At 73.0% G+C, this 15,900-nt stretch carries 16 protein-coding genes; 10 read left to right on the forward strand and 6 right to left on the reverse strand.

Translation table 11 applies throughout. The features are described 5' to 3' along the window. The first annotated feature begins 11 nt into the window (after positions 1 to 11). The 3 genes from ACZ6NC_RS15990 to fabD all read left to right on the forward strand — a co-directional run bounded on the left by ACZ6NC_RS15990 (position 12) and on the right by fabD (position 2,771). Positions 12 to 1,094 carry a 3-oxoacyl-ACP synthase III family protein gene (locus ACZ6NC_RS15990; protein ID WP_465733030.1) on the forward strand — a complete coding sequence of 361 codons (1,083 nt, stop codon included), beginning with the start codon at positions 12 to 14 and terminating at the stop codon, positions 1,092 to 1,094. Further along, entirely contained in the window at positions 1,094 to 1,645 is a 552-nt protein-coding gene (locus tag ACZ6NC_RS15995) for a flavin reductase family protein (protein WP_465733032.1), read from the forward strand. Before ACZ6NC_RS15990 ends, ACZ6NC_RS15995 begins: the two co-directional genes overlap by 1 nt. A 112-nt stretch (positions 1,646 to 1,757) precedes the next feature. Further along, positions 1,758 to 2,771 carry an ACP S-malonyltransferase gene (gene fabD / locus ACZ6NC_RS16000; RefSeq protein WP_465733034.1) on the forward strand — a complete coding sequence of 338 codons (1,014 nt, stop codon included), beginning with the start codon at positions 1,758 to 1,760 and terminating at the stop codon, positions 2,769 to 2,771. A gap of 271 nt (positions 2,772 to 3,042) precedes the next feature. On the opposite strand, the gene ACZ6NC_RS16005 is transcribed toward fabD, so the two are convergent. After that, a complete protein-coding gene (locus ACZ6NC_RS16005) occupies positions 3,043 to 3,675 on the reverse strand; it encodes an RNA polymerase sigma factor (RefSeq protein WP_465733036.1) in 633 nt (210 codons plus the stop codon). 311 nt (positions 3,676 to 3,986) lie between these two features. Here ACZ6NC_RS16005 and ACZ6NC_RS16010 point away from each other — a divergent pair, with 311 nt between their 5' ends. Beyond that, positions 3,987 to 4,751, forward strand: coding sequence for a TetR/AcrR family transcriptional regulator (locus tag ACZ6NC_RS16010; protein ID WP_465733038.1), 765 nt, complete (start codon positions 3,987 to 3,989; stop codon positions 4,749 to 4,751). A gap of 174 nt (positions 4,752 to 4,925) precedes the next feature. On the opposite strand, the gene ACZ6NC_RS16015 is transcribed toward ACZ6NC_RS16010, so the two are convergent. Continuing rightward, positions 4,926 to 6,437 (reverse strand): MFS transporter, encoded by a 1,512-nt coding sequence (locus tag ACZ6NC_RS16015; RefSeq protein WP_465733040.1) that lies wholly within the window; start codon positions 6,435 to 6,437, stop codon positions 4,926 to 4,928. A gap of 128 nt (positions 6,438 to 6,565) precedes the next feature. On the opposite strand from ACZ6NC_RS16015, the gene ACZ6NC_RS16020 reads away from it, so the two are divergent. Beyond that, on the forward strand, positions 6,566 to 7,567 hold the full coding sequence (locus ACZ6NC_RS16020; protein ID WP_465733042.1) for an Lrp/AsnC family transcriptional regulator: 1,002 nt from the start codon (positions 6,566 to 6,568) through the stop codon (positions 7,565 to 7,567). 180 nt (positions 7,568 to 7,747) lie between these two features. Beyond that, on the forward strand, positions 7,748 to 8,584 hold the full coding sequence (locus ACZ6NC_RS16025) for a sterol desaturase family protein (protein ID WP_465733044.1): 837 nt from the start codon (positions 7,748 to 7,750) through the stop codon (positions 8,582 to 8,584). Positions 8,585 to 8,661: 77 nt separating this feature from the next. Here the strand turns inward: ACZ6NC_RS16025 and ACZ6NC_RS16030 are convergent, their stop codons facing one another. After that, positions 8,662 to 9,237, reverse strand: coding sequence for a TrmH family RNA methyltransferase (locus tag ACZ6NC_RS16030; RefSeq protein ID WP_148644107.1), 576 nt, complete (start codon positions 9,235 to 9,237; stop codon positions 8,662 to 8,664). Further along, positions 9,234 to 9,875 carry a class I SAM-dependent methyltransferase gene (locus ACZ6NC_RS16035; protein ID WP_396322017.1) on the reverse strand — a complete coding sequence of 214 codons (642 nt, stop codon included), beginning with the start codon at positions 9,873 to 9,875 and terminating at the stop codon, positions 9,234 to 9,236. Before ACZ6NC_RS16035 ends, ACZ6NC_RS16030 begins: the two co-directional genes overlap by 4 nt. A gap of 279 nt (positions 9,876 to 10,154) precedes the next feature. Between ACZ6NC_RS16035 and ACZ6NC_RS16040 the strand changes: the two genes are divergently transcribed. Continuing rightward, the gene (locus tag ACZ6NC_RS16040; protein ID WP_465733047.1) at positions 10,155 to 10,349 is read left to right on the forward strand and encodes a hypothetical protein; all 195 of its coding nucleotides are present in this window, start codon (positions 10,155 to 10,157) and stop codon (positions 10,347 to 10,349) included. A gap of 22 nt (positions 10,350 to 10,371) precedes the next feature. Here the strand turns inward: ACZ6NC_RS16040 and ACZ6NC_RS16045 are convergent, their stop codons facing one another. After that, a complete protein-coding gene (locus tag ACZ6NC_RS16045; RefSeq protein ID WP_465733049.1) occupies positions 10,372 to 12,966 on the reverse strand; it encodes a lysylphosphatidylglycerol synthase domain-containing protein in 2,595 nt (864 codons plus the stop codon). A 142-nt stretch (positions 12,967 to 13,108) separates the two neighbouring features. Further along, positions 13,109 to 13,870, reverse strand: coding sequence for an SDR family oxidoreductase (locus ACZ6NC_RS16050; RefSeq protein WP_465733051.1), 762 nt, complete (start codon positions 13,868 to 13,870; stop codon positions 13,109 to 13,111). Between the two features lie 221 nt (positions 13,871 to 14,091). Here ACZ6NC_RS16050 and ACZ6NC_RS16055 point away from each other — a divergent pair, with 221 nt between their 5' ends. The 3 genes from ACZ6NC_RS16055 (at position 14,092) to ACZ6NC_RS16065 (ending at position 15,718) form a co-directional block, all read left to right on the forward strand. Beyond that, positions 14,092 to 14,964: a helix-turn-helix transcriptional regulator gene (locus tag ACZ6NC_RS16055; RefSeq protein WP_465733053.1), complete on the forward strand. Its 873-nt coding sequence runs from the start codon at positions 14,092 to 14,094 to the stop codon at positions 14,962 to 14,964. A gap of 72 nt (positions 14,965 to 15,036) precedes the next feature. After that, positions 15,037 to 15,303, forward strand: a complete 267-nt coding sequence (locus ACZ6NC_RS16060) for a UBP-type zinc finger domain-containing protein (RefSeq protein WP_465733055.1) — start codon at positions 15,037 to 15,039, stop codon at positions 15,301 to 15,303. A gap of 148 nt (positions 15,304 to 15,451) precedes the next feature. Further along, complete coding sequence (locus ACZ6NC_RS16065; RefSeq protein ID WP_465733057.1) at positions 15,452 to 15,718, forward strand: hypothetical protein; 267 nt, start codon at positions 15,452 to 15,454, stop codon at positions 15,716 to 15,718. The last annotated feature ends 182 nt before the right edge of the window (positions 15,719 to 15,900 follow it).

Below are 15,900 nucleotides of genomic sequence, written 5' to 3' on the forward strand. Positions count from 1 at the left end.
GGAGCGACCGCGTGACCTCGATCCGCATCATCGGGACCGGCGGTTACCAGCCCGGTGACCCGATCCCGACCGAAGAGATCACCCGCCTGGTCGGGCCACTGCCCGACGAGGTGCTCGAAGGGCTCTCGATCGAGCAGCGGTACTGGCTGATCGACCCGGCCACCGGCGAGCACCGGGAGAACAACTCGGACATGGCCTACAAGGCGGCTGTCCGGGCGCTGGACGCGGCGGGCCTGGAGGCCGCCGAGATCGATCTCCTGGTGCTCGCCACCGGGACTCCGGACTACCCGCTGCCGGGCGTGGTCAACATGGTGCAGGAGCGGCTCGGCCTGGTCCGCTGCGCGACCATGGAGCTGCGCTCGGGTGGGGCCGGAGTCGTCCAGGGCCTGGACATCGCACGGCTCTACCTGCAGGCCGGCACCTACCGCACGGCCCTGGTGATCGGCAGCGAGGCGATCTCGCCGGTGCTCGCCCCGGTCTTCCTGGGACAGGACCCCAACCGGATCCGGATGCGGGACCGGATGCCGGTCTACATGTTCGGTGACGGCGCGGGAGCCATCGTGCTGCGGGCCGAGGGGGGTGAGGGCGGCTTGCACGCCGGCGCCACCAAGGCCATCGGCGGCGACCGCAAGCCGGGCATCCACTCGGTGGGCGGTGGCACCCACGCCCCGATCCACGAGCAGCTCAAGGCCAAGCGACTGGTCGACCTCCGGGTCGACGTGGTCGGCGCCGGCGACTTCACCCCGGTCATGGTCACCGAGGCGATCCACGACACGCTGACCAGCAGCCGGGTGCCAGTGGAATCGGTCGACCTGTGCCTGGTCCCGGAGGGCAATGTCGGGTGGATGCTCGACTCGCTGCACGAGCTCGGCCTCGACACCACCGAGTGGAAGGCGCTGGACGGCAAGATCTTCGACAGCCTGTCCACCATGGGCGCGGTCGGCTGCGCGGCAGTGCCGCTCTTTCTGGACGCCGCCTGGCGGGCCGGCCAGGTCAAGCCCGGTGACCGGCTGATGCTGGTCGGCGTGGAGAGTACCAAGTGGATCTACGCAGGGGTGGTCGTGGACTGGACCGCCCAGGCCCCGGTCCGCTGATGTCCACGCTCGCCACGGCAGGCCAGCCGACCTGCCCGCCCGCACAGCCGGATGAGCCCTCCTTCCGGCGGGCGATGGGGATGTTCGCGACCGGGGTCGCGGTGGTCACCACCGATGGTCCCGGCGGCCCCTTCGCCACCACGGTCAACTCGTTGACCTCGGTCTCCCTGGCGCCGCCGCTGCTGCTGGTCTGCCTCACCCGGGGTTCCAGGACCGCCACCGCGATCTCCGCTGCGGGCGCTTTCGTGGTCAACGTCCTGCACCAGCGTCAGACCGATCCGGCCGCCAGGTTCGCCAAGTCCGGCCGCCCTGCGGGCGAGCAGGCCCTTGCGGGCATCCTCCACCGGCCGGGCTGGCGCGACATCCCGGTACTGTCCGAGGCCATCGCCCAGTTCGGCTGCCAGGTCGAACGGGAGATCCCCGGGGGCGATCACACGATCTTCCTCGGTCGCGTCCACGAGTTGACCTCCTCGCCCAGCGACGACCCGCTGCTCTACTACCGCGGGCAGTTCGCACGCCTGAACCAGGCACTTCTCGGCCCGTCGGTCTGAGCCCGGCGGGACATCGCGCAGTGCCTACCCCACGAACCGGGGGCTGACCGCGAGGTCGGCCCCCGGTTCTGCCTCCACCCCCCAATCCGCCGCATCACCCATGAGGAGCGAAATGACCGCCGTTGCCTTCCTGTTCCCCGGGCAGGGGTCGCAGCGGCCCGGAATGGGCCGTGACCTGGCCGAGCGCTTCCCCCACTTGGTGGATCGGTACTACCGACCCGCCGAAGAGCTGCTCGGCCTGCCGCTCGCCGCGATCTGCTGGGAAGGCTCGGCCGAGCAGCTGCGACAGACCGAACTCACTCAGCCGACGGTCTTCCTGACCTCTCTGGTGGCGCTGGACGTGCTCCGCGCGCACGGCGTCCGGCCCGCGGTCACCGCCGGGCACAGCCTCGGCGAGTACACCGCGCTGGTCTGCGCGGGCGTGCTGGAGTGGACCGACGCGCTGCGCCTGGTCCGCCGGCGCGGTGAGCTGATGGCCGCCGTCAACAAGCACACGCCCGGTGCGATGGCCGCGCTGATCGGCCTGTCCGCCGGACAGGCCGAGGAGTTGTGCGCGCGGGCCCGGGAGCAGGGCTCGGGTGTGGTGGAGGTCGCCAACGACAACGAGCCCGCCCAGCAGGTGGTTTCCGGCACCCGTGCGGCGGTTGAGCAGGTGATGGCCGCGGCAAAGGATGCGGGCGCCACCAAGGTCGTCCGTCTGGAGGTCGGTGCGCCGTTCCACTGCAGCCTGATGGCCGAGGTGGAGCAGGAGTTCGCGAGCGCGCTGGACGCGGTGGAGTTTCGCGACCCGCAGATCCCGGTGTTCGCCAATGTCACCGCCGAGCAGGTCCACACCGGGGACCAGGCCCGCGAGCGGCTGCGCCGCCAACTCGCCGGTCCGGTCCGCTGGACCGCGACGTTGCGTCAGCTGCCCGCGTACGGGGTCACCGCGCTGGCGGAGGTCGGACCGGGGCGGGTGCTGGCCGGGTTCTCCCGTGCGGTGCTGCCCGACGTCCCGCACTACGCGGCCGGCGAGTGGCGGCGCCTGTCCGCCGCTGTCGCCGCGTTTAAAGAAACTATGAATACGGTGGAGTTCGGCCCGTCCGTTCTTGCCGGGACAGGCCTGGACCTCTATCCTACTGAGTAGTCATTGACTCATAAACTACTGCGTGGGAGGCGAGGTTGAGCGACTCGGAGCAAGGGCTGGAAAGGCTCAGGAGTGCCATCGGTCCGATGCCTGCCGACCTGACCGCCAAGGTCAAGCTGGTGATCGCGGAGCAGCTCGATGCTGCGTGTGCAACCGAGGATCAGCCGGCCACTGAATTCCCAGCAGACTCTCAGGATTCGCAGTAATTCCCAGCGGACTGGGGATCGCCTCGGGTGGCCCGATGTCACCAGGGCCACCCGAGGCGGTGCGGCTAGCCGGTCTGCCGCATGGCGAAGACCTGCAGGCCTGTCTCCCGGACCGTCTGTACGAGTCGGGCGTCCTCGGCGGACTGCCCGGCCCGTTGCTTCATGATCCGCTCAAGATGGGCCAGGCAGCGGGACCGAATGGGGCCGATCGAGCCTCGGGCCATGCCGAGGGTGGCGCTGATCTCGTCGTACGGCGTGGGTGGATCGGTCACCAGCAGGCTCAGCAACATTTGGCAGCGTGGTGCCAACTCGCAGAACGCCAACAGGACTTCGTCGTCCCGTTCACTGGCGAGGACACGCTCCTCCGGGTGGTTGTCGCTCGGCTCCGGCCGATCGAAGACGGCCGGCTCGCCGACCGGCACGCTGCGCCCGCGCTTCTCCAGGTGCTTGAGGCTCTCGCGACGAGCCGAGGTCGCGATCCACTGGGCGATCCGGTCGGGGGAGTGCAGCTTCCCCAGGTACTGAACGGCCCTCAGCCATGTTGTCTGGACAACATCCTCGCAGTCCGCCGGACTGAGTCGGTGCCCTCGCGCAATGGCGAAGACCAGCGGTGTGTAACGGTCAACGAGCTGACTCCAGGCAGCCTGATCCCCAGCCAGGCATTTCGTAACCAACTCGGATGGTGCGGCGATCTCCACGAATCCCCCGTAGAATGGTCGACCTCTCCCCGATCTCTCGCAGCGTCGCGAACCCCTGTTATCAGCTGCAAGGTGTAACTGTCGACTAGTAACTTGCGTGACAGTACTATCACTTCGGCTACTAGTGTTTACTATACGGGCCAACCCGGATCTGCTGTCAACCATCACCGTGCGTCGTCACACAACTGTGGCAGAGGCACTTGACCGTGTTCATCCGATCGGTGAACCGTCGCTGCGTTATCCCCGGTTACTTTGGCAATTGCCAACTAGGCTCACGCGGGAACCAATTGCGCGGGCAGAACGGAGTCGCCATGGCGACCAGTCCAGCGAGCGTCGCCCGTCCGACCCGGCGGGAGCGCTACCGCCTGGCGGCCATCACCGAGATCAAGTCGGTGGCCCGCGACTTGCTCGCTGGGGAGGGCGAGGCCGCCGTCACCGTTCGTGCCATCGCCCGCGAGATGGGGATGACCGCCCCCGGGGTATACCGCTACTTCGATTCCCATGAGGACGTGGTCAAGGCATTGCGCAGCGATATCTTTGCCGAGGCTGCACAGGCCGTTCGCACCGGCGCCGAGTCTGCGGCCGGCTCCGACGAACCGCTGGTCCGTCTGCTGGGCGGTGCCAGGGCACTGCGGCACTGGTCGATGGCGAATCGTCATGAATTCGCCCTGATTCTGGGCGCCTCCCCACTGAGTACCCGAATTGCCCACGACGATGCGATGCAGAACGCGGGCTGGGTCTTCGGCTCGACCTTCGCGGCCCTGATGATCGACCTCTGGCAACGCGGCCCGTTCCCGATCCCCACCGATGCGCAGCTCTCCGCAGAACTGCGGCAGCAGCTGGAGGTGCTGCGGAGCGAGCGGAGCCTCGACCTCCCGGCCGGGGCGATCGTCGTCATGCTCGGCGGCTGGGCCCGGCTGCACGGTCTGATCTGCCTGGATGTCCTCGGCCACCTGACCTTCGCGCTGCCCAACAGTGAGGCGCTGTTCGAGCACGAGCTGGCCCGCCTCTGCGCGGATCTCGGTCAGCCCGACGGTTACCGCGCCCCGCACCCATCGAGCCCCCGGGCTTCGTAGCGAGCCGCGAGGAGAAGCAGCAGCACGGCGGTGTCACCGGTCGGTTGGGCGGGATGAAACGTCAGGGCCGGAGGCGGCATGCCGCCTCCGGCCCGTGTCGCACGAGGAGATCCGGGTGCAGCCGGACGCTCGGGGGGCTTCGGCCTGCACCGGGTGGAGTGGGGGGTGGGGGGCTCAGGCCGTCTGGTGCTGCCTCGTGGCCGGTTCCGGGCCGGCCGGCGGGGGAGTGTCCGCCGGGCGGTTGGCGGTGGGGCGCAGCAGGACGGCGACCACGGCCGCACCCGCCAGCGCGGTGAGGGCCGCGACCAGCATCGTGTGGTCCAGTGCGGTGGCGAAGGCCGTCCGGATCAGGGACTCCGGGGTGCCGGCCGGGGTCTGGCCGGTGCTCAGGGCGCGGGCGGCGGCGGCCGGGTCGGTGACGCCGGGGCGGCCGGCCAGGGTGGTGCGCAGCCCGTCGTCCAGGATCAGGCCGAAGACCGCGATGCCGAGGGCCTGGCCCAGCTGGCGGAAGGTGTTGAGCGCGCCGCCGGCCATGCCACCGCGCTCGGGCGGGACGGCGGACATCGCGCTCGCGGCCAGGACGGGGCTGACCGCACCGACGCCGAGGCCGGTCAGGGCCAGGCCCGGCAGCAGGGCCGTCCACCCGGAGGAGCCGTCCAGGGTGCACTGGAGGAGGGCACCGGCGCCGATCACGGCGAGGCCGCCGGCGAGCGGGAGTGCGGCCGGCAGGGTGGCCAGCCGGCGGCCGGCCACGGCGGAGACGACGAAGGCGACGGCGCTCATCGGCAGCATGGTGAGCCCGGCGGCCAGCGGGCCCTGGCCGAGCACCGCCTGCAGCCAGAGCGAGGTGTAGGGGAGGTAGGAGAACGCGGCGGCGGAGTAGACCAGCCCGCAGAGCATCACACCGGTGAAGGTCGGGCGGCGGAACAGCGCGAGGTCCAGCAGCGGGTGCGGGCTGCGCGCCTCGATCAGCAGGAACGCCGCGAGGGCGACGACGGCGAGCGCGGCGAGGGCGAGGACCGGCGTCGAGGTCCAGCCGTCGGCGCCGCCGCGGACCAGCACCAGGACGAGCGCACCGGCCGCGACGGTGAAGGCGCCGGCGCCGGGCAGGTCGGTCCGGCGGGCGGCGGGGTCGCGGGACTCGGGCAGGGTGCGCAGGGTGAGCGCGACGGCGGCGACGCTGATGGGCAGGTTGACCAGGAAGATCGACCGCCAGCCCAGGTACTCCGTCAGCAGCCCGCCGGCGATCGGCCCGATGGCGGCCGCGGCGCCGCTGACGGCGCCCCAGACCCCGAAGGCGACGGCCCGGTCGCGGCCCCGGTAGGCGAGGTTGAGCAGGGCCATCGCGGTGGCGAACATCGCCGCGCCGCCGGCCGCCTGGACCACCCGGGCGGCGACCAGCACCGGGCCGTTCGGGGCCAGTCCGCAGGCCAGCGAGGCCAGCGCGAAGACGACCAGCCCGGTGAGGTAGACCCGGCGGCGCCCGTGCCGGTCGGCCAGCGCGCCGAGGCCGAGCATCAGGGCGGCCAGCGCGAGCGCGTAGCCGTCCAGCACCCACTGCAGGCCGGCGAAGTCCATGCCCAGTGCGGTGCCCATGTCCGGCAGCGCCACGATCACGATGCTGACGTCGGTCAGCAGCATGAAGACCCCCAGGCTGACCGCGACCAGCGGCCACCACTTCCGCATCCCCGTACTCCTTGTTCCGGTGCCCGGCCAGGGCGGCCGGGGCTCCGCCACTCTGAGCCCGGGGCGCGAGGCCGCGCCGGGTACCGGTGCCGATTCGACGGATCTCGACACCAGGTAGCGTCCGGCTGGTGGAAATCGTGACGCTGGACGATCTTGACCGTGCGCTGCTGCACGCCCTGCACGTGGACGGCCGGGCGCCGTACCGGCGTCTCGCCGAGGTCCTCGGAGTGTCCGACCAGACCGTGGCCCGCCGCTACCACCGGCTGCGCGCCGACGGCGTCCTGCGGGTGGTGGGGCGGACCAGGGCCCGGATGCTCGGCGAGGTCGACTGGCTGACCCGGGTCCGCTGTGTGCCGGACGCGGCGGCGGCGATCGCGGAGGCGCTGGCCCGCCGGCCGGAGACCTCCTGGGTGAGTCTGCTCTCGGGCGGCGGCGAGATCGTCTGCAACACCCGCTCCCCGGCCCGGCCGGACCGGGAGGAGCTGCTGCTGGGCAAGCTGCCGCGGACGCCCCGGGTGCTCTCGGTCAGCGCGCACTACCTGCTGCGGACCTTCGTCGGCGGGACGGCGGCGTGGAGCGGGCGCACCTCGGCGCTGACCGCCGCACAGGTGGCCAGGCTGCGCTGCGCCTCGCGGGCCGCGGACGGGGACGGCGCGGAGGCCTCGGTGGTTCCGGCCGTGCCGGTGGTGCCGGACGAGCTGGACCGCGGGCTGCTGGCGGCGCTGGCGGAGGACGGGCGGGCGCCGCTCGCCGAACTGGCGGCCCGGACCGGGGGGTCGGAGGCGACGGTGCGGCGCCGACTGGCCGCGCTGACCCGGTCGGGACTGCTCTATTTCGACGTGGACGTGGAGCCCCGGCGGCTCGGCTTCGAGATCGAGGCGTTCTGCTGGCTGACGGTGGCTCCGGGCCGCCTGACGGCCGTGGCCCAGGCGGTGGCGGACCACCCCGAGGTGGGCTTCGCCGCCGCGACCACCGGGCCGACCAATCTGGTGGCGGGCCTGGTCTGCCGGGACATCGAGGCGTTCTACGGCTACCTGACGGACCGGCTGGGCGGACTGGACGGGGTCGGCGCGCTGGAGACGGCACCGGTGATCCGCAGCGTCAAACGGGCGGGGCTGCTCATCCGATAAGCGAAGGTATTTGCTCGTATCCTTCGCCATTCTGGCCAATAGTTTGCCTACCTATTATCCGACAAATTTTGACGCTTGGGATTCTTCCCTAAAATCCCTCGCATCGGCTTCCGGCTACCGTTAGTATCGGAACGATTGCTTTCGGTGATCACTCGGTGCTGGGCCGCGAAGGGGGTAGCCGTGAGTAGGACGCTGCGCGCCGTGCTGCGTCATGTCGCCTATCCGACCCTGCTGGTCACCGTTGTGTCGATATCGGTCGCGGCCCTGCGCTGGCGCTGGGATCTCGGGCGGACGAGCCAGCGCTTCCTGCTCGGCACCATCGGCTGTCTGATGGTTCTGGAGCGGCTGATTCCGTACGAATCCGAATGGCAGCCGAACCTCACCGAATGGGGCTGGTACGGCGTCTACTTCGTCCTGACGATGATCGGCGGGGCGTTGGCGCAGCTGCCGGTGACGGCCGCGGTCGGGTGGCTGGCACCGCCCCATCCGACGCTGCCGCTCTGGGTGGAGATCCCGGCTGCCCTGCTGATCGGCTCGCTGGCCAACTACCTGATGCACCGCTGGAGCCACAGCAACCCCTGGCTCTGGCGGCTGCACGGGGTGCATCATGCGCCCGAGAAGGTCAACGTCGCCAACAACGGGGTCAAGGTCAACCACATCATCGATGTGCTGGTCTCCCAGGGCGCCGTCCAGCTCTCGCTCGCGCTGGCGGGATTCTCGGCGGAGGCGGTGTTCGTGGCCGGCCTGTTCGTGGTCGCCCAGGGGTACTTCGTGCACGCCAATGTCGACGTCCGGCTCGGCGTGCTCAACCACGTCTTCGCCGGCCTGGAGCAGCACCGGCTGTTCAACGAGCCGGAGCTGGCCGCGATGCACGAGGACCTCGGCGGGCTGGTCCGGCGCGGCGAGATCCGCTACCACCAGACCGTGCACAAGGGCTTCGACGCGATCCCGCAGGCCTACCGCAGCCTCTACGTGGACCGCGAGGCCAACCGGGGCAAGGTGCTGGTCGAGGTCTGAGCCCGGAAGGCGGGAGGGGCCCGTCAGCCCCTCCCGCCCGGAGGTCACGTACCCCGAGCGTTACGCACCCCGGGGGGTCACTCGTCGTCGAGGTCCAGGCCGCCCGCGTCGCTGCCGTCCGGGGTGCCGCTGATCGCGTACCCCTGGCGGCGCGCCTCGTAGCAGGCCACCGTCGCGGCGGCGGAGACGTTCAGCGAGCCGACCCGGCCCAGCTGCGGGACGAAGACCACCTGGTCGCAGAGGGCCAGCGCGTCGGGGGTGATCCCGCGGTCCTCGTGGCCCAGCACGAAGGCGACCGCCGGGGTCAGCTCGGCGGCGAACATCGGCACCGCCTCGTCCGCCAGCTCCAGGCCGACCACCTTGTAGCCGTCCGCCTTGGCGGAGGCGACCGCCTCGGCGACGGTGGGGAAGTGCTCCACCTTGAGGTACTTGTCGGTGCCCATCGCGGCCTTCTGCGCGCCGGACGAGCGCACCGACGGGGTGTCGCCGGTCAGGTACAGCTTCTCGGCGCCCATCGCGGCGGCGGTCCGGACCACCGAGCCGACGTTGAACGGCGACTGGAGGTTCTCCAGGATCAGCGCGAGCCGGAACTCGTTGCTGCGCCGCCACTGGCGGTGCAGCCGCTTCAGTTCGGTCCCGCGGAGCTGCTTCACGACGTCGTACCTCGTCCACTCTCGGGGCCCGCACCCTCGGGGCGGGGCCGCGCTTCCAGAATCCGGAACCCGTTGACCGAGGTGACCCGGCCGGTCGGGTAGCCCTGGTCGTTCAGCCACTTCTGCAGCGAGTCCGAGCCCAGGTTCTTCTGCACCACCAGGAACGCCGAGCCGTCCGGGGTCAGCCGGCCGAGCCACTGGTGCAGCAGCCGGCGCAGGGCGGCCTTGCCGATCCGGATCGGCGGGTTGGAGTAGATCGCCGCGAACCGCAGGTCCTCGGGGACGTCCTCCGGCAGCGACGCCTGCACATTGCCCAGCCCGAGCGACTCCGCGTTCAGCCGGACCAGCTCCAGCGCGCGGGTGTTCACGTCCACGCCCCAGACCGGCAGCCGCTTGCGCCGGCTCGCCCAGGTCAGGGTGATCGGGCCGTAGCCGCAGCCGACGTCCAGGATCGGGCCGCGGACCCGCGGCGGCGGGGCGTGCTCCAGCAGGACCCGGGTGCCCGGATCCAGCCGGTTGCGGGAGAACACCCCGGCGTCGGTGGTCAGTTCCAGGGTGAGGTCCGGCAGGGTGACCGTGATCGGACGGCGCTCGCTGGCGACCTCGGGTGCACCGGTGAAGTAGTGCGAGCCGGACATGATTTCCCCGTCGTTCGTAAGGCTTCGGGGCCACCGGGTGGGTGTGGGTAAGCCCTGCTGGTACGGCATTGATCGTACCCCCGGCGGCCCGGGCGCCGGCAGCACGGGAAAAGGGGCCCTGCTGCCGGGACCGTGCGCTCCGCGCCGTCCGGACCGTCGCGGCGGCTCCGGCAACACGCCGGGGGGTGGGCGGCGCATCGCGCCCGGGCGGCCGCCGACGGATACTTCGAGTACCCGGGGCGGGCCCGTGGGAGCCTCCGAGCAGCGAGGACGGATGCCATGCCGCAGAATCACGAGGACTACCTGGACGAGGTCGCCGAGGCGGTGGAGCCGGACGACGAGGCCGAGGAGGGCGACGAGTACGACGAGCTGGCCGAGCGCCGCGCCCTCGGCGCCGACCCGGCCACCGAGGTCGCCGACGTCGCGGAACAGAGCAGGATCGTCCAGCTCGACGAGGACGAGTACCGGGAGTAGGCGCGTGCCGGGGGGTAGGCGGCTAGAGTGCGCCGCGCCGCTGGAGCCAGGCGAACGCCGCCCAGCCCGGCAGCACCGGCAGGACCAGGGTCAGCAGGCGGAAGAGCGCGACGGCGGCCAGCGCGCCGCCCTCCTCCATCGACGCGGTGTGCTCCATCAGCGTCACCAGCGCGCTGTCCACGGCGCCGGCCCCGCCCGGGGTCGGCGCCGCGTTGCCGACCGCGTTGCCGATCAGGAAGACCACCGCCACCGAGGCGAAGGCCGGTTCCCGGCCGACCGCCCGCGCGCAGCAGTACAGGCACGCCACCAGGCAGAGTGAGACCAGCAGCTGGCCGGCGATGCCCACGGCCAGCCGCTGGGGGCTGCGCAGCAGCTCCAGCAGCCGGGGCAGCACCTCGGAGGTCAGTGGGCGGAGCCGGGCGGTCAGCCACCGCCGGGCCGGCGGCACGGCGGAGACCCCGGCCAGCAGCACCGCGGCCCCGGCCAGGCCGCTCACCACGGCCGGCAGCGCGTCCAGCTCGGACCCGCCCGGTTCGAGGCCCAGCAGGTAGACGAAGGCGCCCAGCTGCAACAGGTGCAGCACCAGGCCGAAGAGCTGGCACACACCGACGCTGGACAGCGCCTGGGCGGTCGGGAGGCCGGCCCGCTGGAGAAAACGCGTGTTCAGGGCCACCCCGCCGACGCCGCCGGGCGAGACCAGCTTCACGAAGGAGCCGGCGAGCTGGGCGAGGACGGCGTGGCGGAAGTTCAGCCGCTCGGGGACGAAGCCGACGAAGCCCATCGCGGCCGTGAAGTGGCTGGCCGCCGCGGCCAGCAGGGCGAGCACCAGCCAGAGCGGGTCGGCGTCGGCCATGGTGGCGATCGGGTTCTGCTCGCTCGCGAACAGCTGGGGCAGCAGCAGCCACCCGGCCACCACGCCGCCGCCGACGGCCAGCAGGGTGCGGGGGCGCAGCCGCTCCAGCCGGACCGCCCGCACCGGCGCCTGCGGCCTGGTCCGGAGAACCTCGGCGCGGATGGCGTCCAGCAACTCGACGGGCGGTGCCGCGGGAGCGGTGGTGGGGGCCGCCGTGGCCCCGGGCCCGGCCGGACCGGCGGCGGCGCGCCGGGCGGCCGCGGCGCGTTTGAGGGCGGTGCGGGTGGTGCGGGCGAGCGCGATGGGCTGGAGCAGCGGGAGGGCCGCGCCGACGGCGTCCGGGCCGAGGACGGTCACCGCGCTGCGCACGGCCCGCTCGGCGCCGGTGCGCAGGGCGAGGGTGGTGAGCAGCTGGGCGATGTCGCACTGCAGGACGAGTTCGCTCGCCGCGATGTCGCCGTCCGCGAGGTCGACCAGGTGCACCGCGCCGGCCTCGTCCACCAGCAGGGCGGAGGGGACGAGCGCGCGGTGGGAGATCTCCCGGCGCTGGAGGAGCGAGAGCTGGGTCCAGGCGTCGGTGAGCAGCGCGTCGGTCAGTTCGTCGTCGGCGAGCCGGTCCAGGGTGCGGCCGGGCAGATACTCGTAGGCGACCAGGGCGGTGTCGCGGCCGAGCTCGACGGTGACGGCGATCCGGCGGGTCCGGACACCAGCGGCGACGGCCGCGTACGAGACCAGGGCCTCGTGCTCCAGCCCGGTGCGCAGCGAGCGCAGGGCCCGCGGGTGCGGGGCGGTGCGCAGCCGCAGCCGGCGCCAGACGCGCTGGACCAGGGCGGCGGTGACGGCCTGCCGGTCGAGCAGCTGGACGTCGAGGTCGGGGCGGCCGGCCTCCTGGCGGACCAGGTAGCGGTCGGGGCCGGCGGGCCGGGCGGTGACCGGGCGCAGCCCCGCCTCGCGCAGGCTGCGCAGGAGCCGGGCGGGCCGGGGCCGGGGGTCGGGGGCGCCGACGGCGTAGAGGGTGCCGTGGGCGGTGGTCCAGCCGATCAGCAGGCCGAGCAGCACCGCGGTCGGGGTGGCGTACCCGGCGGCCAGCCCGGCGAGGCCGGAGACGGCGAGGAGGACCCGGGGGACCCTGCGTTCGCGGGCGCCGGAGGCGGTGAGGAAGGCGAGGACCGGGGCGAGGTAGCCGTAGACCGGTTCGGTGTGGGCCAGGTAGCTGTGGCCGGGCCCGGAGTAGGCGAGGCCGTCGGCGGGCAGCGGCAGGGTGAGGGCGGTCAGCAGTGAGCGCGGGGCGGCCCCGTCGATCCAGAGGTCCAGGGCGAGCGAGACCCCGTAGGCGAGGACGGCGGCGAGCAGCCCGTCGGAGAGGTGCTGGAGGGTGCGCCGGCGGTCGGGTGCCGGGCCCAGGAGCCGGCGGACCGCCGAGTACGCCGGGACGAGCAGCAGGGCCGCGGTGGAGAGCCCGCCGGCGATCGCGGGGAGCGGGAGCGGCACCAGCAGGACGGCCTGGGCGACGTCGGAGGCGATGCCGCTGGTCGTGGAGCGGGCGTACTCGGCGAGCAGCAGGGTGAGGGTGAACGCGGTGAGGCCGACGAGGAGCCGGATCAGCGCGACCGGCTGACGGATCCGGCCGGTGCCCGCCGCGCCGACGCGAGCCGATCCGGTGCCCGCCGATCCTTTGCGCCCTGGGCCGGAGAAATCGGGGCCGGAGGAGTGCGGGCCGGGACCGTCGGCAGGGTCGGAGGTGTCCGGTATGTCCGGCGGCATACCGGGGCCTGCCTGTCCCGGTATGCCGCCCGCCCGGGCACCGCCGGTGTCGCTGTCTGTTCCCCCCGTTACAACCGCCACGGTTGGCATGCTCCCATGGCGCCTTCCGGGCCCGCCGGGGAACCCGGGCGGGCGGCCCTCGTCAGGCCTGCCGGGTCGGCAGGGCGACCAGGTGGCGCAGGTTGACGTGCCGGGGCCGGGTGACGGTGTAGCCGATCAGGTCGGCGATGTCCTCGGAGGTCAGCGCGGGGATCGCGGCGAACATCCCGCCGAGCTGCTCGCGCAGCACCGGGTTGTCGATGTGCCCGCCCAGCTCGGTGTCGGTCAGCCCGGGCTCGATCGCGCTGACCCGGACGTCGCGCGGGCCCAGCTCGCTGCGGAGCGCGGCGGAGAGCTGGGTGAGCGCGGCCTTGGTGGCGCCGTAGACGGCGTAGTCGGGGAAGACGATGTGCGAGGCGATCGAGGAGACGTTGACGAGGTCGGCGGTCCGGCCCTCGGCGGCGGCCGCGGTGAGGTCGGCGGTGAAGGCGCGGACGATCCGCAGCGCGCCGGTGAGGTTGGTGTCGATCATGCGGGTCCACTCGTCGATCCGGCCGTCGCCGAGGGGGTTGGGCAGCATCACGCCCGCGTTGTTGACCACCAGGTCGACCGGGCCGTACGCGTCGTGGACGGCCTTGGCGGCGGCGTCCACCGAGGCCTGGTCGGTGATGTCGGTGGTGACGGCGATCGCCCGGCCGCCGGCGGCGGTGATCTCGGCGGCCAGCGCGTCCAGCCGCTCGGTGCGGCGGGCCAGCAGCGCGACCCGGGCGCCGCCGGTGGCGAGCAGACGGGCGGTGGCCTCGCCCATGCCGCTGGCGGCTCCGGTGACGACGGCGGTGCGGGTGGCGAGGGCGGGGTGGTTCATCGGGCGCTCCTGGGTGGTTCCGTCGGGGCTGGCGGGGCTGACGGGGACCACTCTGCGCGCCTCGCGGCCGGCCACCCAGGGCTGCGCCGCACCTGGGAAAGCCGTGCCCGGGAAAGCGCAACCCGGGAAAGCGCAACCTGGGAAGTCCGTTCCTGGGAAAGCCGTTCCTGGGAAAGCCGGTACCACCCTCACGGCGGCCCTCCCGGTCTACGCTGCCGGGCATGGAGAACACCGTCGGGGACTTCCTCCGCTCGCGCCGTGCCCGGATCCGGCCCGAGGAGGTGGGCCTGCCCTCGCACGGCCGCCGCCGCGTGCAGGGGCTGCGCCGCGAGGAGGTGGCCCAGCTCGCCGGGGTCAGCGTCGACTACTACGTCCGGCTGGAGCAGGGCCGCGGCGGCAGCGCCTCGGACGCGGTGCTGGACGCGGTGGCGCGGGTGCTGGGGCTGGACGAGGTGGAGGCCGCGCACCTGCGGTCGCTGGCCCGCCCGCCCCGGCCGGCCGCGTCGCCGCGCGGCCGCCAGCAGGTGCGGGAGGGCACCCGGCTGCTGCTGGACCTGATGCCCGGGGTGCCGGCCTTCGTGCTCGGCCGCCGGATGGACGTGCTGGCCTGGAACGACCTCGGCGACGCGGTGAACGGCTTCACCGCACGTTCGTCCGGCGAGGTCAACGCGGCCCGCCACGCCTTCCTCGACCCGGCCGCCCGGGAGTTCTACCCGCAGTGGGAGGCGGTGGCGGCCGAGACCGTCGCCTACCTGCGGCTGGACGCCGGCCGGTACCCGGAGGACGCCCGGCTGGCCGCGCTGGTGGGCGAACTGTCGGTGCGCAGCGAGGAGTTCCGGCGGCTGTGGGCGGACCACCAGGTGAAGCAGAAGACCCACGGGGTCAAGCTGATCCACCATCGGCTGGTCGGCGGACTCGACTTCGGCTACGAGACGCTGGCCGTCAACGGCTCCCCCGACCAGTTGCTGGTCGTCTACACCGCCCCGCCGGGCTCGCCGACCGCGCAGAAGCTGGCCCTGCTGGCGAGCTGGACGGCGCGGGACGCCCCGGCCGAGAGCGCCCCGGCGCGGGACGCCCCGGCCGCCGCGGACTGACCCGGGGGCAGGTCCGACCTGCGGGGCGTGTCTTGGGCGGTGGGCCGGGGCGGCCGTCACTACCCTGCGTGCATGAGCGCCTGCGAAGACCTCACCGCGGCACCCCGGGACATCGAGCCCCTCCCGCCGGCGGACGGCTGCGCCGACTGCCTGGCCCAGGGGCGCCGGGACTGGGTGCACCTGCGGGTCTGCCTGGACTGCGGCCACATCGGCTGCTGCGACTTCTCGCCGCAGCGGCACGCCACCGCGCACTTCCACAACAGCTCCCACCCGGTGATCCGCTCGTACGAGCCGGGGGAGGACTGGCGCTGGTGCTACGTCCACGAGGTCATGGGCTGAGGGGCTCCGGGCCGTGCCCCTGAGGTTCCGGAGTGGGCGAGGTGGCAGGACGACCTAGGTGTAGGGCGGCTAAAATCCGGACATAACGCCCGTGCGGTCCTCCCGGCCGACGCTTGTTCGGCCGGTGACCGCCGAAGGGAGGCCGACGATGACCAAGTCGATGCCGAGCAGCACCCACAAGCTCCGCCGGGGCACCCAGGAGCTGCTGGAACGCCGGGGCATGGCGATGAGCCCCAGGTCGCTGCCACCACGGCTGCGCACCAACGCGCCACCCGCGGCCACTGCCGCCGCCGGCTCCGCCTTCCGGCACGGTGGGCGCGACGCCGAGGTGGCGGCCATGCACTCCGCCCCGGCGATGCACGCCGAACTGAAGGGCCACCGCCACCGCGGCGCGGAGAAGCACTCCGCGCACTGAACCCTCTGCGCACTGAACCCTCCGCGCGCCGGGCGGGGCGGGGGGGGGGGGGGGGGGGGGGGGGGGGGGGGGGCAGGGGGGGGGGGGGGGGGGAGGGGGGGGGGGGGGGGGGGGGGGGGTGTCGGCGGGTGGGGGGGGGTGTGGGGGGGGGTGGGGTGGAGGGGGGGGAGGCTCGGGGAGGA

The sequence above is a fragment of the Kitasatospora sp. NPDC041988 genome, from assembly GCF_055588525.1.